A 20,505-nucleotide genomic window follows, 5' to 3' on the forward strand; every position below is an offset into this window, starting at 1 on the left:
TCGCGGCTGCGTCCTAGTGGAGTTCCTTCCGTGTTCCCCAAACTCAATTCATTGACGGCAATACAGTCGCAACGTCGACGTACATCGCCGCCAATGGCCCAAAGCCAAGGACGCAAATGTCACCACCAAGCCTTATTGACACCCATCCCAACCTCTCAGATACCGCCCCGGTGGCGCTTTCCTATGAGCTCTTCCCGCCCCGGTCCCCGGCTGCCGCCGAATCGCTGTGGAACACCATCCGTGAGCTTGAGACCACCGACCCGGACTACGTCGCCGTCACCTACGGTGCCAGCGGCTCCAACCGGGACACCGCCCTCGAACTCATCCACCGGCTGGTCCAGGAAACCACGCTGCGGCCCCTGGCCCACCTGACCTGCGTCGGCAACACGCCGCTGGAACTGGCTGAGATCATCGGTGAACTGCTGGACACCGGCGTGCGCGGCATCCTCGCCCTTCGCGGCGACATGCCCAAGGACGGCGGGAAGCCCGCCGAGGGATCGTTGACCTACGCGCAGGATCTGATTGAACTGATCAGGCGTGTGGAGCAGCGGCGTTCGGCCTTGCTGTGCGCCGGCAAGATCGCTGTCGGCGTCGCCGCTTATCCCACGCGGCATCCGGAGTCGCCCAGCGAGGAACACGACGTTGAGGTGCTGCTCGCCAAGCAGCGGTCCGGGGCAGACTTTGCCATCACCCAGGTTTTCTTCCACGCGGGGCAGTACGCGGAACTGGTCACCCGGGCCCGGCGGGCCGGCGTCACCATCCCGATCATTCCGGGCGTTATGCCCCTCACCAGCCTCCGCCGCGTTACACGGCTTGGTGAACTGACCGGCGTTGAGCCGTCCCCCGAGCTCATGGAACGCCTCGCCGCAGCCGACACCGACGCCGAACGGCTCCGGATCGGCGTCCGGGCGACGGTGGACCTGGCCAATGCGGCCCTCCAAGCCGGTGCACCGGGCATCCACCTCTACACCTTCAACGAACACCAGAGCGCGCTTGAGGTGCTGGACAAACTGGCTCTTCCGCGCCACTCACGCTCAGCCAGCCGCCGCAGCGCCGTTGCCCGGCGCCAGCTGGCCAGCTGATCCCCAGATATCTGCCAAGACCTTCCGAACTGTCTCACCACTCCAAGGAATCTTCCATGACTGAAATCAACACTCCGTTTCCCGCTGCCTCGCTCCTCGGCTACCCGCGCATCGGCCGCCGCCGCGAACTGAAGAAGGCTGTCGAAGCGTACTGGGCCGGCAAAATCGACGCCGCTGCCCTCGACGCCGCCGCCAAGGACATCCAGCTCACCATCGCCAAGCGCCTGCAGGAACTCGGCCTGACCGAGGCTGCCGCCGTGCCTGGCACGTTCTCCTTCTACGACCAGGTCCTGGACACCACGGCACACCTCGGTGCGGTCCCGGCCCGCTTCGGCAAGCTCCTCAACGCTGAGGGACAGCTGGACGTCGACGGCTACTTCACCCTGGCCCGCGGCAACAAGGAACAGCAGCCGCTGGAAATGACCAAGTGGTTCGACACCAACTACCACTACCTGGTTCCGGAGATCGGCCCGGAGACCGAGTTCACCCTCGCGTCCACCGCCAAGGTTGAAGAGTTCGCTTTCGCCCTTGCCAACGGCATCGAGACCCGCCCGTACATCGTTGGCCCGGTCACGTACCTCCTGCTGTCCAAGGCATCAGACGACGCACCGGCCGGTTTCGCGCCGCTGTCCCGGCTCGAGGACATCCTGCCCGTCTACGTCCAGCTGCTCGAAAAGCTCGCCGAAGCGGGCGCCAGCTGGATCCAGCTCGACGAGCCTGCACTGGTGGTCGACCAGGACACCTCCGCCGAGGAGATCCAGGCCGCCGTCGCCCGGGCTTACGAGGTACTCACCGCGGCTGCCAAGCGTCCGCAGATCCTCGTCTCCACGCCGTACGGCTCGCTTGATGGGCAGCTCGGCACCCTTGCCGCGACCAACATTGATGCTCTGCACATTGACATCTTCAAGGGCGCAGTTCCGTCCGCAGCAGCCCTCGCCGGCCTCGGCGACAAGACCCTGGTCGCCGGTGTGGTTGACGGCCACAACATCTGGCGCAACGACCTCGCCTCGTCCGCTGCCAAGCTGGACGAGTTGAAGGCCGCAGCCGGCAAGCTTGCCGTCAGCACCTCCACGTCCACCCAGCACGTCCCGCACGACGTCGCTGAGGAAACCCAGCTGTCCGAGCAGCTGCGCAGCTGGCTTGCGTTCTCCGACCAGAAGGCCGTGGAAGTCAAGACTCTCGCCGCCTACCTCGCCGAGCCCGCTTCTGCCAAGGCCGCCATCGACGAAGCTTCCGCCGTGATCGCTTCCCGTGCAACCGCTGAAGGAGTCCGTCGCGACGACGTCCGCGCCCGCACCGAAGCACTGACCGCCGCAGACTTCAACCGCTCCGAGTACTCGGTCCGCGAAGCCGCCCAGGAAGAGGCCCTGCACCTTCCGCCGCTGCCCACCACCACCATCGGCTCGTTCCCGCAGACCTCCGAAATCCGCTCGGCCCGCGCCCGCAACAACAAGGGTGACCTCACCAACGAGCAGTACGAGCAGCTCATGAAGGACGAGATCAAGCGCGTTGTGGAGCTGCAGGAAGAGCTCGGCTACGACGTCCTGGTACACGGCGAGCCCGAGCGCAACGACATGGTCCAGTACTTCGCCGAGAACCTCGAAGGCTTTGACGTCACGGTCCACGGCTGGGTCCAGTCCTATGGCTCCCGCTGCACCCGTCCGTCCATCCTCTGGGGCGACGTCACCCGCAGCGCCCCCATCACGGTTGCCTGGGCCGAGTACGCACAGTCCCTGACCAGCAAGCCGATGAAGGGCATGCTCACCGGTCCGGTCACCATCCTGGCCTGGTCCTTCGTCCGCGACGACCAGCCGCTCGGCGAGACCGCCAACCAGGTTGGCCTGGCGCTTCGCGACGAGATCGCTGACCTCGAAGCGGCCGGCATCAAGGTCATTCAGGTGGACGAACCGGCCCTCCGCGAACTCCTCCCGCTGCGCAAGGCAGACCACGCAGCGTACCTTGATTGGTCCGTGAACTCGTTCCGCCTGTCCACCGCCGGTGCTGCTGACGCCACCCAGATCCACACCCACCTGTGCTACTCCGAATTCGGCGCCATCATCGACGCCATCGACGGACTGGACGCCGATGTGACCTCCATCGAGGCCGCCCGTTCACGCATGGAGGTTGTCCACGACCTCGAGTCCCACGGCTTCGGCCGCGGCGTGGGCCCGGGCGTCTACGACATCCACTCGCCGCGCGTTCCCGGCGAGGAGGAAGTCACCGAACTGCTCAGCACCGCCGTCAAGCACGTCCCGTCCCGCCAGCTCTGGGTCAACCCGGACTGCGGCCTGAAGACCCGCGGCTACGCCGAGACCGAAGAGTCCCTGCGCAACCTGGTCAAGGCCACCAAGACGGTCCGCGCCGAACTGCTGCAGGCAGCACAGCAGTAGCAGCAAAGTAACTAAAGCACCCATATAAAAGCGGCGGCCGGTCACCTAAGTGACCGGCCGCCGTCGGGCTTTATGCAGTGGTTTTGTTCAGGATTCCCAGAGGATTTCGTCGTCAACCACGCCGTCCTCGTCGGCTGAGACCACCAGGACCTCGTCAGTGAAGTGCGAGCCGAGCGTGAAATCAAGGACGAAATAGCGCTCCGGCTGCCCCGGATAGATGCCGACATGGCCGAGCTTCAGGGCCTTGAGGAACACAGCGTTGGTGAGCTGGCTGCGGTCTTCGACGCCGAAGACTTTCTTCAGGTGCTCGTCCTTGAGGGCGTTGCAGTGGAAGCGCAGGTACTCCTGGGGGCTGGTGCCCTCCTGCTCCAGCTCTTCGGCGATCATGTCGCGGACCTCGTCAACGAGCTCTGGGAGGTAGCGGAGCCGGTAGTCCACCTTGTGCATGGCTGCTTCGTCAAAGTGGTCGTGCGCGTTGATGTTCAGGTCGAGTTCCAGTGTGGTTCCGCCGAGCTCATGTTTAGCGGCAATGTTGTGATCCTCGCCGTGGTTGAGCTCGATTTCTCCAAAGTGCTGGCTCGCTACCCTGTTCATATCTTCAACATAGACCCGAAAAGCGGTCCGTTCCAGCATTCGGCCCTAATTGCCTGTTGTCCCCAGGCCTGCGAATGTTTCGGCCAGCAGGTCCACGAACAGCTGCACGCGGGCGGTTTTCTTCTCATTGATCAGGAGCGCGAAAACGTTGCGGGCCAGCCGGATCTCCGGAACGTCCAGCACCACCACCCCGGCCGGCCGGTGCCGCAGCGCCAGTTCCGGCACCAGGGCGGCGCCCAGTCCGGCCGCCGCCATCTCCAGGCTGGCATGGAAGTCGTCGCTATGGGCCACCACCCGCGGATGCAGGTTGCAGCTTGCGAAGAGCCGCTCGATCACCACCGCGTCGGGAGTGCCTGGATGGTGCATGATCCACGGCATCTCGGACAGATGGTCCGCGGCGACCTTGGCATCGGAACGGAAACCCCAGCCGGCGGGCAGCACCACGCGGAAGTTGTCGTCACCGATCCACTGCCTGTTGATGGTGTGCGGCCACGCGAGCCCGGACTGGCCCACCTGGAAGACCAGCGCCACATCAAGATCCCCGCCGGTGCGCAGTCCCTGGATGGTCTGGGACGGCTCCGCCACTGAGACCCTGAGGTCGATCCCCAGGTTCTTCCAGGTCGGATTCTGCAGGATCCGGGGGAGGACGTAGGTAGCCAGGCTGGGAAAAATTCCCAGCCTGAGCTCCTGGCTGGCGCTGTCCTGGGTCCTTGAGGCGGCGGCCATCAGCGCCTCGATGTCCGTGAGGACCTTGGCGGCGTGCCGGGTCATCACCTCGGCTGCCTCCGTGGGGACCACGCTGCGGGCCGAGCGCTGGAAGAGGACTACCCCCGTGTCCCGTTCGAGGGCGGACATCTGCTGTGAAACCGCCGACGCCGTGTACCCGAGCCGGGCTGCGGCGGCCGCAAATGAGCCGAGCCGCGTCACTTCGAGCAGTGTCTTCAGATGTACGGGATTAACCACCCGCCCACACTACTCTGCCGGGTTGCCCGCGAAAAAGAAGCCGGCATTTTTACCCATCCGGCCCTCTCACCGTTCCGAACTGCCCTTGACTACCCAACGGCAATGTTCAGCAGAGGAGCAAAAATTGTCACTGATCCCCACCCGAAGTGGCGGCGCGGGCAGACGCATAGCGGTCATCGGCAGCGGCGTGGCCGGCCTGACGGCGGCCTACGTCCTTAACCGGCACGACAACGTGACCCTCTTCGAAGCGGACACGCGGTTGGGTGGCCATGCCCACACGCACAGTGTGCCTCAGCAGGATGGCCAAGCCCTGGGGATTGATACCGGCTTCATCGTCCATAACGAGCGGACCTACCCTACGCTGCTGAGGCTGTTCGCCGAGCTGGGCGTGGAAACCCAGGATTCCGAAATGAGCATGTCCATCCGCTGCGACGGTTGCGGCCTGGAGTACGCCGGGGCACGCGACGGAGCCAAGGGGATTATTGCCCGCCCGTCCAGCCTGCTGCGTGGACGCTACCTCCGGATGCTGGTGGAGGTCATGCGCTTCTACCGCCGGGCCCGGTCACTCATCCAGGCAGAGCCGGAGTCGCCCGTTCTCCCCGACGCCGCCACGCCGGAGCTGACTCTTGGCCAGTTTTTGCAGCGGGAGCGTTTCAGCCCCTACTTCATCTCGCATTTCATGACTCCTGTGGTCAGCGCCGTCTGGTCCTGCGACCCCACCACAGCGCTGTCCTACCCGGCCCGGTATCTGTTTACCTTCCTGGCGCACCACGGCATGCTGGGCGTCAAGGGCTCGCCCCAGTGGCGCACCGTGACGGGCGGCTCAGCGAGGTACGTGGAGAAGCTCGCCGCGACACTGCCGGACATCCGGCTCGGAACGGCGGTAACATCCGTCCGCCGGCATAACGACGGCGTGGAAGTTACCACCGGGAACGGCGTGGACAACTTTGACGCCGTGGTTATAGCCACTCATCCGTCCCAAGCACTCGGCTTCCTCGCGGACGCCACTCCGGAGGAGAAGGAAGCCCTCGGCGGGATGCCCTATTCCGTCAACCACACTGTCTTCCACCGCGACCCGGCGGTCCTTCCCGGGGCCGACAATGCCAAGGCGTCCTGGAACTACCGGCTCCCCGGCTGCGACGCCCGCCCCGACAAGGTCCTTGTCAGCTACGACCTCACCCGGCTGCAGCGGCTTGAGCCCGCGGACGGCCGGCCCTACCTGGTCAGCCTGGGGGAGTCCGAACTCATTGCCGATGACCAGGTGCTCGAACGGATGGTCTACGAACACCCGCAGTACACGCCCGACTCCCTGAAGGCCCAGCAGCGGATCAGGGCACTCAGCAACAACCGCATCGCTTTTGCCGGAGCCTACCTGGGCTGGGGTTTCCACGAGGACGGTGCCCTGTCCGGCGTCCGGGCCGCTGCCATGCTGGGCCGGACCTGGACTGCGCCCGGGACGGCGGGGGAGCCAGGACTGCTGGCTTTGGAGGGCGCATGAGTCAAACGGCAGCCATCTACCGCACGTCGATATCCCATGTGCGTCACACCCCGCTGAAGAACGCTTTCACGTACCGCAGCTACAGCTGGTTCGTTGACGTCGATCGGATCCCTCGGCTGCCGCGGCTGCTGCAGCCGCTGGCCGTCTTCCGGGCCGGCGACCACCTGGGCGACCCGTCGGCAACCATCCGCGCCAATGTTGAGCGGTTCCTGCGGACCCGGGGGATTGAGCCCGACGGCGGGAACATCCGGATGCTGACCAGCGCCAGGGTCTTGGGGTACGTCTTCAATCCGCTCACGCTCTTTTGGTGCTTTCGGCAGTCCGGGGACCTGCAGTGCGTCATCGCAGAAGTGCACAACACTTACGGCGAACGGCACTGCTACCTCCTGGAGACCGACTCCTCCGGCCGGGCCAGCGTGCCCAAGGCCTTCTATGTTTCACCGTTCAACGACGTTGACGGGCAGTACCGGATGAAGCTGCCTGCACCGGATGAGCGGCTGGCTGTAGCGATCGTGCTGGAGCGCGAAGGACACCGGCCGTTCATCGCCACCATGGACGGTGAAAGGCGCCCCGCCACCACGAGGAACATCCTTGCAGCGGCACTGGCGGTTCCGGCGGCGCCGCTGCTGGTCTCCGCCCTGATCAGGATCCAGGGCGTGAAGCTCTGGGCAAAACGCCTGCCCGTCGTCAAAAGACCACATCACCCCTCACAGGAGGCAGTTCAATGACAATGACCGATGAGAACGGAACCGCTGCAGCCGCGAAGGTTTCCAACCCCAAGCCCGCAACCCATTCCCGGGTGACTGATTGGAACATTGCCGGGGTACCGGCAGCCCCGGCCACTATCGATCCGGACGTCTGGCCCGGAGTGGCCCACACGCCGTCGGGCACTAAAGCATTAGTGGCGGGCAAGGCCGCGGGCCTGCTGTTCAGGGGTGCCGCCCGCCGCCTGCCCCTGCGTGTGGCCTATCCGGACGGTTCAGTCCTTGGGACCGGCGGTCCCGCCGCGCCGGTTATGACGATGGTCAGGCCGGAGGCGTTTGAGGCCCGCATCGGGGACAACGGCCTGATCGGGCTGGGGGAGTCGTTTATGGCCGGGGACTGGGAGGCGTCGGACCTCGCCGGCGTGCTGGAAGTCTTCGCGGCGTCCGTGGACACGCTGATCCCGACTCCGCTGCAAAAGCTGCGCACGCTCTACCTGCCCCGGACGCCGCGGCAGGAGCGCAACGACGAGCAGAACACCCGCAGCAACATCTCCCGGCACTACGACCTCTCCAACGAATTGTTCTCAAAATTCCTGGACGCCACCATGAGCTATTCGTCGGCGCTGTTCCCGGCGGATGCCGGAGCATTGACGTCCGTGCCGTGGGATTCGCTGGCGGAAGCACAGCAGGCCAAGATCGACAGGCTGTTGGACAAGGCAGGAGTGCGGGAAGGGACGCGTGTGCTGGAGATCGGCACAGGCTGGGGCGAGCTGGCACTGCGGGCAGCGGCGCGCGGCGCCACCGTGTACAGCGTCACCCTTTCCAGTGAGCAGCAGGCCCTGGCCCAGGAGCGGATCGCCGCTGCCGGCTACGCGGACCGGGTGACAGTGGGGCTGCAGGACTACCGGGCCGTGGAAGGCGAATTCGACGCCGTCGTATCCGTTGAAATGATCGAAGCCGTCGGGTACGAATATTGGCCCATCTACTTCCAGACGATTGACCGCGTCCTGGCCCCCGGCGGCAAGGTGGCCATCCAGGCCATCACCATGCCGCACGGGCGCATGCTGGCTACCCGCAACGCCTACACGTGGGTCCATAAGTACATCTTCCCCGGCGGCTTCCTTCCCTCGGTGCGGGCCATCGAGGGCGTGACGCAGCAGCACACCACCCTCCGGGTCCGGGAGCGCATGGGCATGGGGGACCACTACGCGGCCACCCTGCGGCTGTGGGAGGAACGCTTCATGGCCCGTTCGCAGGAAGTGGCCGGGCTCGGCTTCGACACGGTTTTCCAACGGATGTGGCTGTTCTACCTCTGCTACTCGCGGGCGGGGTTCCAGTCTGGCTACCTGGACGTCCAGCAGATTGTGCTGGACCGCCGGGAGGCGCAGCTCTAGTTACCGCGATCACGCGGATGGCCTTGCTTGTCCGTGGGATTGATCACCTTGAGGGGTTCCGAAGGTCGCTTCGGGGCCCCTTTTGGCGTGTCCAACACAACATGTAGTGCCCCCGGCACAAGGCGCGACACGCCGTCCACGGAACGACACGCTGGGGGTTAAATGTGGCTAAGTACTCCACAGGGTGTGGATTTCGTCCCTGAAATCAGCGGATTTCCGGACATTTTGCGGGGTCCTGCCTGTGGATTAAAAGTGCATTAAATGACATACTTGTAATACATCATCTTGGGGTTCCGAAGAGCCGTCTGCACTACATGTAGTATCTACATACAGCTTGAGCGGGACACCAGCGCAGGACATCAAACTGTAGACGGGCTGCGGAAGCGGCAATGCAGGCGGCAGTAACGGACATGGATTCCAGTTCGGAACGGCCCGCCTAAGAAGAGCGATATTTCGACAAAGGGGACAGGGACCATGACCGTTACGGTTTACACAAAGCCGGCTTGTGTTCAGTGCAACGCAACGTACCGCGCACTGGATAAGAAGGGCATCGCCTACCAGAGCGTGGACATCTCCCAGGATGCCGAGGCGCTCGATCGCCTGAAGGCGCTGGGCTACATGCAGGCTCCTGTTGTGGTCACGGACCAGGACCACTGGTCAGGCTTCCGCCCGGACAAGATCGAGGAACTGGCACTATCTGCCGTTTCCTCCGTGGCCTAGGGCCTTACTTTTTCCTGCCGTCAGGCAACCTTCGATGCAGCTGAGGTGACTCCCGTGGCACTGGCAACAGCCGGGGCTTCCTTCACAGCAACTGGTGAAACCGACCATCCCGTTGACGCGGCTCAGCGCGCCGGACGGGATGGTGCCGGCAAGGACCAGGCGTTTTCGCCGGATCCTGTCACAACGCAGAGCCAGCTCATCTATTTTTCCTCCACCTCCGAGAACACCAGCCGCTTCGTTGCGAAGCTTGGCCGTGAATCGGGCAGGATCCCGCTTTACCCGAAAGACGCACCCCTTCTCGCCACCAGGCCTTTTGTTTTGGTGGTGCCGACCTATGGCGGCACCGGGGGAGAAGGATCGGTGCCCAAGCAGGTCATCCGCTTTCTGAACAACCCGCAGAACAGGAAACTGATCCGCGGCGTCATCGGTGCAGGCAACACAAACTTCGGGGACAACTACTGCATGGCTGCGGACATCATCGCCGCCAAATGCAAAGTTCCCACGCTTTACCGCTTCGAACTTATGGGCACGCCAGACGACGTTGCCCGCGTCAACAATGGATTGGACACGTTTTGGACACGACTGTCGCAGATACAGAAGTAACCAGGGCCGAAGGCCAGGGCAGCGCCGCTGAAAAGCGGAGTGCCGCCGTCGAAAAGCCCGAGATGCCGGCCGCCTACAAGGGTCTGGGCTATCACGAGCTCAATGCCATGCTGAACCTGTACGGCCCCAGCGGAGAGATCCAGTTCGAGGCCGACCGCGAAGCCGCGCATCAGTACTTCCTGCAGCACGTGAACAACAACACCGTGTTCTTCCACGACCTGGAAGAGAAGCTCGACTACCTGGTGAAGAACCAGTACTACGAGCGCGAAACGCTCGACCAGTACACGATGAACTTCATCCGCGAGCTCTTCAACCGCGCGTACAAGAAGAAGTTCCGCTTCGAGACGTTCCTGGGCGCGTTCAAGTTCTACACGTCCTACACGCTGAAGACGTTCGACGGCAAGCGCTTCCTTGAGCGCTACGAGGACCGCGTCTGCATGGTGGCCCTGCACCTGGCACGGGGCGACGAGCAGTTGGCCTTGCAGATGGTGGACGAGATCATCGAAGGCCGCTTCCAGCCGGCCACTCCCACGTTCCTGAACGCCGGCAAGCGCCAGCGCGGCGAGCTGGTCTCCTGCTTCCTGCTCCGCATCGAAGACAACATGGAGTCGATCGGCCGGTCCATCAACTCCGCGCTGCAGCTGTCCAAGCGCGGCGGAGGAGTGGCGTTCGCGCTGACCAACATCCGCGAAGTCGGCGCCCCGATCAAGCAGATCGAGAACCAGTCCTCCGGTGTTATCCCCGTGATGAAGCTCCTCGAGGACAGCTTCTCCTACGCCAACCAGCTCGGTGCCCGTCAGGGTGCCGGCGCCGTGTACCTGCACGCGCACCACCCGGACATCTACCGCTTCCTGGACACCAAGCGCGAGAACGCGGACGAGAAGATCCGCATCAAGACCCTCTCGCTGGGCGTTGTCATCCCGGACATCACGTTCGAGCTGGCCAAGAAGGACGAGGACATGTACCTGTTCTCGCCGTACGACGTCGAACGCGTCTACGGCATGCCGTTCTCCGACGTCTCGGTCACCGAGAAGTACTACGAGATGGTGGACGATTCCCGGATCAAGAAGACCAAGATCAAGGCGCGCGAGTTCTTCCAGACCCTCGCCGAGATCCAGTTCGAATCCGGCTACCCGTACATCATGTTCGAGGACACCGTGAACCGGGCCAACCCGATCGACGGCAAGATCATCATGTCCAACCTGTGCTCCGAGATCCTCCAGGTCTCCCAGCCCACCACGTACCACGATGACCTGTCCTACGACCAGACCGGCAAGGACATCTCGTGCAACTTGGGCTCGCTGAACATTGCGAAGACCATGGATAGCCCGGACTTCGGCCTGACCATCGAGACGGCCATCCGCTCGCTGTCTGCAGTTTCCGACATGTCCAACATCACCTCGGTGCCGTCCATCGCCCGCGGCAACGACCAGAGCCACGCCATTGGCCTCGGCCAGATGAACCTGCACGGCTACTTGGCCCGCGAGCGGGTCCACTACGGTTCCGAAGAGGGCCTGGACTTCACCAACATCTACTTCTACTCGGTGGTGTTCCACGCAGTCCGCGCCTCCAACAAGCTGGCCATCCAGACCGGGCAGACCTTCGGCGGTTTCGAGAAGTCCAAGTACGCCTCGGGCGAGTTCTTCGACAAGTACACCGAGCAGGAATGGGTGCCGCAGACTGAGAAGGTTGCGGAGCTGTTCAAGAACATCCACATTCCCACGCAGGATGACTGGCGCGAGCTGAAGGCTTCCGTCATGGAGCACGGCATCTACAACCAGAACCTGCAGGCTGTACCGCCGACGGGCTCGATCTCCTACATCAACAACTCCACCTCCTCGATCCACCCGGTGGCGTCCAAGATCGAGATCCGCAAGGAAGGCAAGCTGGGCCGCGTGTACTACCCGGCGCCGTACCTGACCAACGACAACCTGGAGTACTACCAGGACGCGTATGAAATCGGTTACGAGAAGGTCATCGACACCTACGCCGCTGCCACGCAGCACGTGGACCAGGGCCTGTCCCTGACGCTGTTCTTCAAGGACACCGCCACCACGCGCGACATCAACCGGGCCCAGATCTACGCCTGGAAAAAGGGCATCAAGACCATCTACTACATCCGTCTCCGCCAGCTCGCGCTGGAGGGAACTGAGGTTGAGGGTTGCGTTTCCTGCATGCTGTAGTTGTAGATTCAACTAAATTGTGACAGTACGACGGCGGGCGCCCGCCCGCCGTCGTACGCTTAACTTCAAAGAACAACCCAACATTTAGGGGATGACATGACCGAGAAGGTCAAGCTGCTGACGCATGTCGAGGCAATCAACTGGAACCGCATCCAGGACGACAAGGACGTGGATGTCTGGAACCGCCTCGTTAACAACTTCTGGCTGCCCGAGAAGGTGCCGCTGTCCAACGACGTCCAGTCCTGGAATACGCTGACGCCGGCTGAGCAGCAGCTCACCATGCGCGTTTTCACTGGCCTGACGCTGCTGGACACCATCCAGGGCACCGTCGGCGCCGTCTCCCTGATCCCGGATGCGCTCACCCCGCATGAAGAAGCTGTGTACACGAACATCGCCTTCATGGAGTCGGTACACGCCAAGAGCTACTCCTCCATCTTCTCCACGCTGGCCTCCACCAAGGAGATCGACGAGGCATTCCGCTGGTCCACCGAGAACGAGAACCTTCAGAAGAAGGCCCAGATCGTCATGGACTACTACCAGGGCGATGACCCCCTGAAGCGCAAGGTAGCGTCCACGCTGTTGGAAAGCTTCCTGTTCTACTCGGGCTTCTACCTGCCCATGTACTGGTCTTCACGTGCCAAACTGACGAACACGGCTGACCTGATCCGCCTGATCATCCGCGATGAGGCCGTGCACGGCTACTACATCGGCTACAAGTTCCAGAAGGGCCTTGAAGGTCTCTCCGAGGAGCGCAAGCAGGAAATCAAGGACTACACGTTTGAGCTGCTCTTCGAGCTGTACGAAAACGAAGTCCAGTACACGCACGACCTCTACGACGGTGTGGGCCTGGCCGAGGACGTCAAGAAGTTCCTGCATTACAACGCCAACAAGGCGCTGATGAACCTGGGCTACGAGGCCATGTTCCCGGCTTCCGTCACCGACGTGAACCCGGCCATCCTCTCGGCCCTGTCCCCGAATGCCGACGAGAACCACGACTTCTTCTCGGGGTCAGGTTCGTCTTACGTGATCGGCAAGGCCGTTAACACAGAAGACGAGGACTGGGACTTCTAGCACACGACAAGGTCCCCTCAGCCTTGTAATGCCCCGGACGCCAAGCGTGCTGTGAGATTCCAAGCTACTTGAGCCTGTTTCATTTTAGTTGAGCCAGCGTTTCAAGTTAGTTGAACCCGCTGCCGTAATTCGACGTCGGATGGGCCGCTGGGGCCTCTGCAACCGGAGGGTTTTGCGATCTCGTTTGCGATCCTGCAGAAGGCTTGGCTTTTAAAGATAAAGACGTCGGGCTTAGTTGTGCGACCCCCAACTAAGCCCGACCGTCTCCCCAGTTGGCGGTACACACTTTCCACTAAGAGCCTTCTCGACCGAGACGGCGACGGCTACATTGCTGGCGTGCTCGCATCCAGACTGCAAAGGATTAGATATTGGCCGAGGAACGTGACACCAAGATCGCTCGTAGCAATATTCCCGATAATGTGCGCGAACGTATTTGGGGACGAGCGGCGGCGAGGTGTGTTCTCTGCTCGGAGTGGTTGATTGATTCAACCGAATTTTGGCATTCAGTCCCTACTGGCGAGATTGCCCACAATGTTGGTGCTACGTCCGGGCCTAACTCGTCCAGGAGCAAGTCGACCTTGACCGCGGAGGAGCGGGCCTACGAATCGAATTTGTTCCTCCTGTGCCACACCTGCCATAAGAAGATTGACTCCAGGCACCACAGAGACAGCTATACAGTTGACTTCCTGGCGGCCAAGAAAAAGGAACACGAGGACCGAGTAAGGCAGGTAACAGACTTCGCCACGCTGAGGCCGGCGACCGTAATCCGGCTCGCCGCGGCTGTGCGCGGAACCTTCAGCCCGGTGCCCCCGGCCCAGGTCGCAGAGGCGCTGCGACGGGAAGGCCTGACGGGAATGGGGGACGACACTCGGAACGGCATCTTTGACATTTCTCTCCCTGACCCTGAAAGCGCAACATGGTCATGGGCTCGTGCCGAGGACCAAATCAATAAGACAGTCGATAGGGTGTTTGAGGCCATCGGTGCCGAGGACACCTCAGTTTTGAGCGTGTTTGCGATCGCTCCCGTTCCCGTTCTCATTTATCTGGGCTCGCGCCTAGATGATAAGACCGAAACCGTTCTGCACCGGCGTAAACGCGCGGACACGGTGGATACCTGGGCCTGGCCATCGATTGACAGCTTGACGACAAGTCCTGCTTTCGTCGTCGAAGACGCATCCACGCCGAGCAGTGAGTCTGTTGTGGCTGCCGCCAACGAGGTAGTTGTACTGGTCAGCGTCACTGCCAGAGTAAGCGGTGAACGGATACCGGAAGCGCTTGCAGATATGCCGGTATTGGAGCTCCGCCCCGGAACTCTGACTCCGGGTCCGGACCTGATCGACAGCCGCACCGCATTGAACGCCTTCGCGGAGTCATGGCGCGTGGCATTGAGCTTGCTCGAAGCGACCTATCCCAACGCCCGCAAGATTCACCTAATCGCCGCAGTGCCGAACACGGCCGCCATCACTATGGGGCGGCATCACATGCGTGACGCACATCCGGACCTGGTCCTGTACCAGCGCAATAAGGACAATTCCTATGAACCAGTAATGGAAATCACAACATGACAGCACGAATCAGGGAGATCAATTTCTTCCTGCGCGACTACGTAAATCTCGACGCAACCCGCACAAAAACGCTGCATTCGAGGGTCGCCGCAGTGAACAATTTCCTTGCGAGCCATTCGGGCTTGGATGATCTCGTCGTGGGAGATGTCATCCCTCAAGGGTCATTCGCCCACAAGACGATCATTCGGCCCTTCACAGGGAATGACTTCGACGCAGACGTTCTGGTGCCCATGGCCGAGCAGGGTGGTTGGGAACCGAAACACTACACGCAGGCCCTGCATAAAGCGCTGCAGTCGTGCGCCCGATATAGCGACAAGGCGGTGCTCGGAAAACGCTGCGTGAAGTTGGATTACGCGGGCGACTTCCATATTGACCTGGTTCCATTTGTGACCCGGGACGATGGAAACACCTACATCACGCACAGAACCCGGAATGAATTTATCCGCCAGGATCCGGTCGCATACACCTCCTGGTTCGAGGACAATAACCGGACCACCCACGGACATTTGGTTCGCGTTGTCCGCCTCATGAAGTACCTGCGAGATCGCAGTTCGATCGACGTACCATCCGTCGTCTTGTCCGCATTGCTGGCAGAGCGCGTGAGGTCCTTCGCAGGCGTGAATGAATATGACAACGTGGCGACCTCACTCACGTCGCTCGTGAAGGCCCTGCATGACTACCTGGACCCGATGTCCACGCCTCCATGGGTCGACGACCGCATTGGACAAAACCTCGCCGACCGGCTCACCCAGAGTGGATTCGACAACCTCAAAAGCCAGCTCAGTACCTGGTCGAAGCTTATGGTTGCAGCACTGGAAGCCGACGCGGACGAGAGCGTGGAGAAGTGGCGGAAGCTTTTCGGCGACTCATTCGGCTCAGCTGTCCGAAAGACCAGCGAGAGCGGAGCGCTGACGGCATCGGCGTACAGCTACTACGAAAAGGCGCCAGCTCCTGGCGAACAAGATCTCCTTCGGGATCATGGCATTCGCACTAATCTGGATCCCTCGCATCGAGTGCGCGTTGCCGGCCGGGTGTCGCCGAACCGAAAGGGCGTAGGCCGCTATCGTCCACTCGGTGGCCGCGGCAACCTCGTGCCCTTGGGCAGGTCGCTTCGGTTCACGATAGAGGATTGCACCGTTGAAAAACCTTTCCATGTGTACTGGAAGGTGCGCAACGCCGGTGAGGAAGCAGCCCGCCGGAAGATGTTCCGTGGCGAAATTAGGAAGCTCGGTGAGCAGATCACCGAGTCGAGCAGTTTCCATGGCGAGCATTGGGTGGAAGCGTGGATCGTCAAGGACGGAGTTGCGGTCGCAAGAGATAGACAAGAGGTGACGATCCTGCCCGACTGAGCTTCAAACTGGGCCGTCGTCGACTTTACAAATGACCGTCAAGGCTGAAGTTCGCAATTAGAAGGGGGACAGGGCATGTCAAAAGAGGCTAGGACGGCGGCGGCTCTCCGAACGATTTCAAGGTTCGTGCTGCGCGCACGCCTGGTCCAGGAGCACTCCCTGGCTCAAGACAAAGTGGCCCTCGAAAAATACGCAGCATGGACCATGACGTTCAACCTCATCGTCAACACCAAGACTGGTGAGAGGTCGGTGGAGATGAAGCCTGCTCCTTTGCTCCCGACGGAGCAGGTGGAGTCCGCTGCGGCACGGGTTCGCCCGCCCTTTTTGAAGGACGATGGCGTCCACTACGACAAGGTCCTTAACGCCCTTTCCGAATCGGTTGCCGAGTCACCGGCTTACCGGAAGGAGATCGAAGATCTCACGGTGAAGTTCAGGATTGCCGACCCTGACTACCCTAACGGCCGACTCAAGGCGGCGCGCTCGGAGCCGAGCATGTCGAACAAGGAGGTTGCTGGTGCATGGCTGTATGGACACCTACTGCATGAAGATGAAGTCCGCCGGTCCTATGCCAGTGGTATCAGTGCTGAGGAGATGTTGCTGAACGCCACAAAGACCGTGTGTAGTGAGATGGTGGCCGTCGTGGAGACACTCCACCTCGTGGAGCGCCTCGTCGTGGATGGCGTTTTGGACCTTCCGGAAGATTTGTTTACAGCGCCTGTGACAGTCTCGGCCAGCGAATGGGCGCCGACTCTCCTTGACGCCTACGTTGCCGACGTGGGCACACCGATGCCAGCGAATCTGAACGAACCGTTGGACGGTGCATGGCGGAAAGTCCATGACGAGTTCGGCCCGAGGAACGTCAGCGTTCCGCAATCCAACTCATAGCCTCGAATTCCCTCAACATCGCTCGTGCCGGCCGTCACGCACCTGAAGCTGAGGCCATTTAAGATCCTTACTCAGGACTCTCCTTGGAGAGGGCAATGATCCATTCGGGCGTCTCGTCGCGCGTCAATCTGTCGAGCGTGACCCTGGCCCGGGCCGCAGCAATCTGGACCTTCCGATCCTCAGGGTCGACCGATGCCGGCCGCCGTGATGCCAGGATGGCCTCATAGTCAGCGCGGGACAGTCCGCGGTGTCTGCCCAGGCATAAGATCATCATTGCGGACCTCCACTTGGCCTGCCATCATCCTCATCTTCTCATTGTCGTCAGTTCTTGCGCCGCAATCCAGCGCTGCCGGATACGCCTCACAAGTTGGGAGATGCGCAGCCTATCGTGTGAAGCCGGGCTGCTACTTGGAAGCGCCAAGAGCTTCCCATCTCTACTAAAGACGTTTGGACATCAGAATCGGCGATTGACCTGTGCAAATAGCTCTTAGGGTGGCCGGGTGCTGTTGGCGTCAAATCGCCATACTGTTACACTAAATGCGAGGAGGTCGTCACGTCCTTATTTTGTTGTGCCCCCACGCTTGATTCTGGTGCCAGTGAGTCACATACTAATGGCTAGGGCGAATACTCAGCTCATCCGAGAAGTCGGACGACCCTGGCAGGTGGGCACTACGAACCTTTCTTTCAACTCATTGCAGTGACATGGAACGCGTCACCGTGGCGTTGCGAGCGGCCCTGAACAACTGGTCAGAGGGCTCTATGCCGCGTGACGTCCTGTTCTGGGCGGACCCCGAAGTGCGCATCCACTCCGTAGAGGCGACTGTTCTCGCAACTACGTTGCCCTTCGAGACAGCACTCCCGGCCCGAGAGGGCACCAACTACCCAGGCAGACTGAACCACGCCGGCTATTACTGGTTTGCCGGGTCGAATCGTCATGTTCGGCATGAGTCGATGCTGGAATACACGGCGCTGATGTGGCTCGACTACACGCATCAAATTAGGTCTATAGCGGCCCAACCCATGGTGATCCGTTTCCGGGACGGAACAACCCATGTTCCTGATTTTTTCGCTGTTGAGAGGTCGGAACGACGACTGCTGATTGACGTGCACCCTGTCGACCTGATGGACGACATAGCTGTAGCCCAGTTCGACAAGACGGGGGCCATCTGCCGGCGAGTGGGATGGACCTACATGTTGTTGACGGAATTCAGGACCGGCTTCGTGAATAACCTCGAATGGCTCGCAGCCTATCGACATCCACGCTATGCCCCTACGTCGGACCTCACTGAAGCAGTGTGTCAGTTCGCCGCCCGGGCTACCAGCCTTGATGAGGCACTCGCGTGGCTTAAGACGGCTTACCCGGCAGCGGGTATGGGTGTTCTGTACAACTTGATGTGGCAGCGGGTCCTGTCCTTCTCCGAAGACGTGCCTCTGTCCTGGTCGACGAAGGTGTGGGCAGGACGGACGGCATGAGGCAGGTAAGGATCGGCGATGCAGTTCAGCTCATCGATGGCGCTTACCGGGTGACCGATTACAGCAGCGGCCAGATCATGCTGCAAAGCTTGGAAGACGGAGCGGAAGTTGCCATGGACTCCAGCATGATGGCCTTACAGCTGCAGGACGCGAGGGGGCGAGTCACTGCACCTCACCCCCGGGCCTTGGATCTGGCAAAGCCGGAGGCGCGCCGCCGAGCACTGCTGTGGGCGGACCATCTTGATGAGGTCCTTACTGGCAGACAACGTCGCGGGAAAGAGGGCGAGCCCCGGGTTGCTTATGACCCAAGTTTGACCCTCCACGATCGACTGGCGAGCAAGGCTCGCGAGCTGCAGGCGATGGGTTTGCCGTGTTCGGTCTCTACGTTAAAGCGGAAACTGCGGGCGTACAGGGTTGCGGGTGCGGCAGGTCTCTTGGACGGGCGGCAGTTACGTCGGGACCCGCCGCTTTCCCATGTCGACCCTCGTGTGGTTGAGGCGCTGGTGTCCGTAATTGCAGGCGAGACGAACCAGTCAACGGCCACTCGTGAGCGCTTTCGTTACCGTCTCAGGAAGGAACTGCTGCGGAAATATCCGGGCGAAGATGTCGTCGTACCCCCGCGCACTTCACTGTGGCGATATACGACGATCCTGACCAAGGGCAAATACACGTTTGGCAGCGCTTGGACAAGACGCTCTGCCGCGACCGTGCCGGGAAGAATGTTCAACCATCGTTTGAGGTTTTTCCCGGGACAGGAAGTCCAAATGGATTCGACTAAGCCGGATTTCCTCGCTCTTGACTCCCTGGGTAGGCGCAGGAAGGTAGTGATGACCATCATGGTGGACACTACGACTGAAAAAGTAGTGGCAAGTACTATTCGGCTCGGCGGGACTAAGGGTTTTGACCACACTGTTTGCTTGGCCCGGTGTCTTGTGCCGCGTGGCGTTCGGCCAGGGTACCCGCGACTGAAAGCAGCCGTCTCGACAATCGCGAACGGCACGCCTGCCACACCTGAAGGTCAGCCTGAAGGGGCGCTGCTGCAGCCGTTCATCTTCCCGCACCGCATTGTCACGGACAACGGCAAGGACTACCTATCGGAGGTGTTCCGGGCGGCCTGTGCCAAGTATGGGATCAGCCTAACGGAAGCGTCACTGCATACCGGAAGCGATAAGCCGATTGTCGAACGGTGCCTCGAGTCGATAAAGACTGAATTTTCCCAGTACTTGGGAGGCTATACGGGAGGGTCGACCATAATGCGGGGCGCGCATCCCGAGCGTGAAGATGTGTTGGACATCTATACCTTGAACGAGGTTTTTGAAGATTGGCTGGAGAACGTTTGGGATAACCGGCCAAGGAAGGGGCTTAGTGACGCCCTATTCCCCGGGGTCGTCATGTCCGCCAGGGCGATGACCATTGCCCTGCATGAAGTGACTGGAGAAGTCCCGGTCCCCTTCACGCAGAATGACTTTATCGACCTGATGCCGATACATCTTCTCACTATTCAGCCCAAGGGAATCACGCACCAAGGAAGAACGTATGACAGCGTGCGGTTGTTTCCTTTCCGGCTCCAGCCATGCCCTGAAACCCATAGCCGGAAGTGGCCTGTCCATTACAACCCGTACGATCCGTTCGCAGTGTGGGTCAAACACCCTGATGACGGGACGTGGATCGAGTGCACCTGGACAGGCGCCGGGCGTCTGAGTACACCCTTCAGCTCATTCGTCCGCCGCGAAGGACGCCGGATAGCCGAAGAAATAGGCGTCCTGGACAATGACCGGGCAGTGGAACTCACCATGGACATCATCCAGCACGGTCAACAGGAGCAGGATCGGATGGCCAACATGCAGGCCAGAAGCAAGGTGGCCCTGGAATACGAAAAAGCCAACAACATGCCAATACCCACGATGCCAGAAACTCCACCTGACCCGCCGCCCGAGGAACCGAGTGGCCGGGAACCGGGGATCCTGGAACCGTTCGACCCTGAAAGGGATCTGCTGTGAGACTTTTCACGGAAGAAATGCGGCAACCTCT

General features: G+C 61.4%; 17 protein-coding genes. 14 read left to right on the forward strand and 3 right to left on the reverse strand.

The genetic code is table 11. The features are described 5' to 3' along the window. The first annotated feature begins 116 nt into the window (after positions 1 to 116). Both V9L17_RS08170 and metE read left to right on the forward strand, forming a co-directional pair. The gene (locus tag V9L17_RS08170; protein ID WP_337351077.1) at positions 117 to 1,082 is read left to right on the forward strand and encodes a methylenetetrahydrofolate reductase; all 966 of its coding nucleotides are present in this window, start codon (positions 117 to 119) and stop codon (positions 1,080 to 1,082) included. 56 nt (positions 1,083 to 1,138) lie between these two features. Next, the gene (metE, locus tag V9L17_RS08175; RefSeq protein WP_337351078.1) at positions 1,139 to 3,472 is read left to right on the forward strand and encodes a 5-methyltetrahydropteroyltriglutamate--homocysteine S-methyltransferase; all 2,334 of its coding nucleotides are present in this window, start codon (positions 1,139 to 1,141) and stop codon (positions 3,470 to 3,472) included. 87 nt (positions 3,473 to 3,559) lie between these two features. Here the strand turns inward: metE and V9L17_RS08180 are convergent, their stop codons facing one another. Both V9L17_RS08180 and V9L17_RS08185 read right to left on the reverse strand, forming a co-directional pair. Continuing rightward, complete coding sequence (locus V9L17_RS08180) at positions 3,560 to 4,066, reverse strand: DUF2004 domain-containing protein (protein ID WP_337348176.1); 507 nt, start codon at positions 4,064 to 4,066, stop codon at positions 3,560 to 3,562. Between the two features lie 45 nt (positions 4,067 to 4,111). Continuing rightward, a complete protein-coding gene (locus tag V9L17_RS08185) occupies positions 4,112 to 5,029 on the reverse strand; it encodes a LysR family transcriptional regulator (protein WP_337351079.1) in 918 nt (305 codons plus the stop codon). Positions 5,030 to 5,153: 124 nt separating this feature from the next. On the opposite strand from V9L17_RS08185, the gene V9L17_RS08190 reads away from it, so the two are divergent. The 10 genes from V9L17_RS08190 to V9L17_RS08235 all read left to right on the forward strand — a co-directional run bounded on the left by V9L17_RS08190 (position 5,154) and on the right by V9L17_RS08235 (position 17,001). Beyond that, on the forward strand, positions 5,154 to 6,527 hold the full coding sequence (locus V9L17_RS08190; protein WP_337351080.1) for an NAD(P)/FAD-dependent oxidoreductase: 1,374 nt from the start codon (positions 5,154 to 5,156) through the stop codon (positions 6,525 to 6,527). Further along, a complete protein-coding gene (locus V9L17_RS08195; protein WP_337351081.1) occupies positions 6,524 to 7,255 on the forward strand; it encodes a DUF1365 domain-containing protein in 732 nt (243 codons plus the stop codon). The genes V9L17_RS08190 and V9L17_RS08195 overlap by 4 nt, the downstream gene beginning before the upstream one ends. Beyond that, a complete protein-coding gene (locus V9L17_RS08200; protein WP_337351082.1) occupies positions 7,252 to 8,625 on the forward strand; it encodes a class I SAM-dependent methyltransferase in 1,374 nt (457 codons plus the stop codon). Before V9L17_RS08195 ends, V9L17_RS08200 begins: the two co-directional genes overlap by 4 nt. Before the next feature lie 474 nt (positions 8,626 to 9,099). After that, entirely contained in the window at positions 9,100 to 9,345 is a 246-nt protein-coding gene (gene nrdH / locus V9L17_RS08205; RefSeq protein WP_337348171.1) for a glutaredoxin-like protein NrdH, read from the forward strand. Between the two features lie 198 nt (positions 9,346 to 9,543). Then, positions 9,544 to 9,948: a class Ib ribonucleoside-diphosphate reductase assembly flavoprotein NrdI gene (gene nrdI / locus V9L17_RS08210; protein ID WP_337351258.1), complete on the forward strand. Its 405-nt coding sequence runs from the start codon at positions 9,544 to 9,546 to the stop codon at positions 9,946 to 9,948. A gap of 62 nt (positions 9,949 to 10,010) precedes the next feature. Next, positions 10,011 to 12,131, forward strand: coding sequence for a class 1b ribonucleoside-diphosphate reductase subunit alpha (gene nrdE / locus V9L17_RS08215; protein WP_337351259.1), 2,121 nt, complete (start codon positions 10,011 to 10,013; stop codon positions 12,129 to 12,131). A 96-nt stretch (positions 12,132 to 12,227) separates the two neighbouring features. After that, a complete protein-coding gene (nrdF, locus tag V9L17_RS08220; RefSeq protein ID WP_066291871.1) occupies positions 12,228 to 13,202 on the forward strand; it encodes a class 1b ribonucleoside-diphosphate reductase subunit beta in 975 nt (324 codons plus the stop codon). Between the two features lie 368 nt (positions 13,203 to 13,570). Then, the gene (locus V9L17_RS08225; protein ID WP_337351083.1) at positions 13,571 to 14,767 is read left to right on the forward strand and encodes an SAVED domain-containing protein; all 1,197 of its coding nucleotides are present in this window, start codon (positions 13,571 to 13,573) and stop codon (positions 14,765 to 14,767) included. Further along, positions 14,764 to 16,116, forward strand: a complete 1,353-nt coding sequence (locus V9L17_RS08230) for an SMODS domain-containing nucleotidyltransferase (protein ID WP_337351084.1) — start codon at positions 14,764 to 14,766, stop codon at positions 16,114 to 16,116. The genes V9L17_RS08225 and V9L17_RS08230 overlap by 4 nt, the downstream gene beginning before the upstream one ends. Before the next feature lie 75 nt (positions 16,117 to 16,191). Further along, the gene (locus V9L17_RS08235; RefSeq protein WP_337351085.1) at positions 16,192 to 17,001 is read left to right on the forward strand and encodes a hypothetical protein; all 810 of its coding nucleotides are present in this window, start codon (positions 16,192 to 16,194) and stop codon (positions 16,999 to 17,001) included. Positions 17,002 to 17,068: 67 nt separating this feature from the next. On the opposite strand, the gene V9L17_RS08240 is transcribed toward V9L17_RS08235, so the two are convergent. Then, entirely contained in the window at positions 17,069 to 17,275 is a 207-nt protein-coding gene (locus tag V9L17_RS08240; RefSeq protein ID WP_337351086.1) for a hypothetical protein, read from the reverse strand. Positions 17,276 to 17,703: 428 nt separating this feature from the next. Between V9L17_RS08240 and V9L17_RS08245 the strand changes: the two genes are divergently transcribed. Next, positions 17,704 to 18,474: a TnsA-like heteromeric transposase endonuclease subunit gene (locus tag V9L17_RS08245; protein ID WP_337351087.1), complete on the forward strand. Its 771-nt coding sequence runs from the start codon at positions 17,704 to 17,706 to the stop codon at positions 18,472 to 18,474. Beyond that, entirely contained in the window at positions 18,471 to 20,474 is a 2,004-nt protein-coding gene (locus V9L17_RS08250) for a hypothetical protein (protein ID WP_337351088.1), read from the forward strand. The genes V9L17_RS08245 and V9L17_RS08250 overlap by 4 nt, the downstream gene beginning before the upstream one ends. Positions 20,475 to 20,505: the final 31 nt, after the last annotated feature.

The sequence above is a fragment of the Pseudarthrobacter sp. CCNWLW207 genome (assembly GCF_037203945.1).
In the GTDB taxonomy this organism is placed as follows: Bacteria; Actinomycetota; Actinomycetes; order Actinomycetales; family Micrococcaceae; genus Arthrobacter.

Bases quoted from the DNA above. Each gene is read 5' to 3' on its own strand.
- nrdE (WP_337351259.1), top strand. From the start codon at position 10,011: ATGCCGGCCGCCTACAAGGGTCTGGGCTATCACGAGCTCAATGCCATG.
- V9L17_RS08195 (WP_337351081.1), top strand. From the start codon at position 6,524: ATGAGTCAAACGGCAGCCATCTACCGCACGTCGATATCCCATGTGCGT.
- nrdF (WP_066291871.1), top strand. From the start codon at position 12,228: ATGACCGAGAAGGTCAAGCTGCTGACGCATGTCGAGGCAATCAACTGG.
- nrdH (WP_337348171.1), top strand. From the start codon at position 9,100: ATGACCGTTACGGTTTACACAAAGCCGGCTTGTGTTCAGTGCAACGCA.
- V9L17_RS08235 (WP_337351085.1), top strand. From the start codon at position 16,192: ATGTCAAAAGAGGCTAGGACGGCGGCGGCTCTCCGAACGATTTCAAGG.
- V9L17_RS08180 (WP_337348176.1), bottom strand. From the start codon at position 4,066: ATGAACAGGGTAGCGAGCCAGCACTTTGGAGAAATCGAGCTCAACCAC.
- metE (WP_337351078.1), top strand. From the start codon at position 1,139: ATGACTGAAATCAACACTCCGTTTCCCGCTGCCTCGCTCCTCGGCTAC.
- V9L17_RS08200 (WP_337351082.1), top strand. From the start codon at position 7,252: ATGACAATGACCGATGAGAACGGAACCGCTGCAGCCGCGAAGGTTTCC.
- V9L17_RS08240 (WP_337351086.1), bottom strand. From the start codon at position 17,275: ATGATGATCTTATGCCTGGGCAGACACCGCGGACTGTCCCGCGCTGAC.
- V9L17_RS08245 (WP_337351087.1), top strand. From the start codon at position 17,704: ATGGAACGCGTCACCGTGGCGTTGCGAGCGGCCCTGAACAACTGGTCA.
- V9L17_RS08170 (WP_337351077.1), top strand. From the start codon at position 117: ATGTCACCACCAAGCCTTATTGACACCCATCCCAACCTCTCAGATACC.
- V9L17_RS08230 (WP_337351084.1), top strand. From the start codon at position 14,764: ATGACAGCACGAATCAGGGAGATCAATTTCTTCCTGCGCGACTACGTA.
- V9L17_RS08250 (WP_337351088.1), top strand. From the start codon at position 18,471: ATGAGGCAGGTAAGGATCGGCGATGCAGTTCAGCTCATCGATGGCGCT.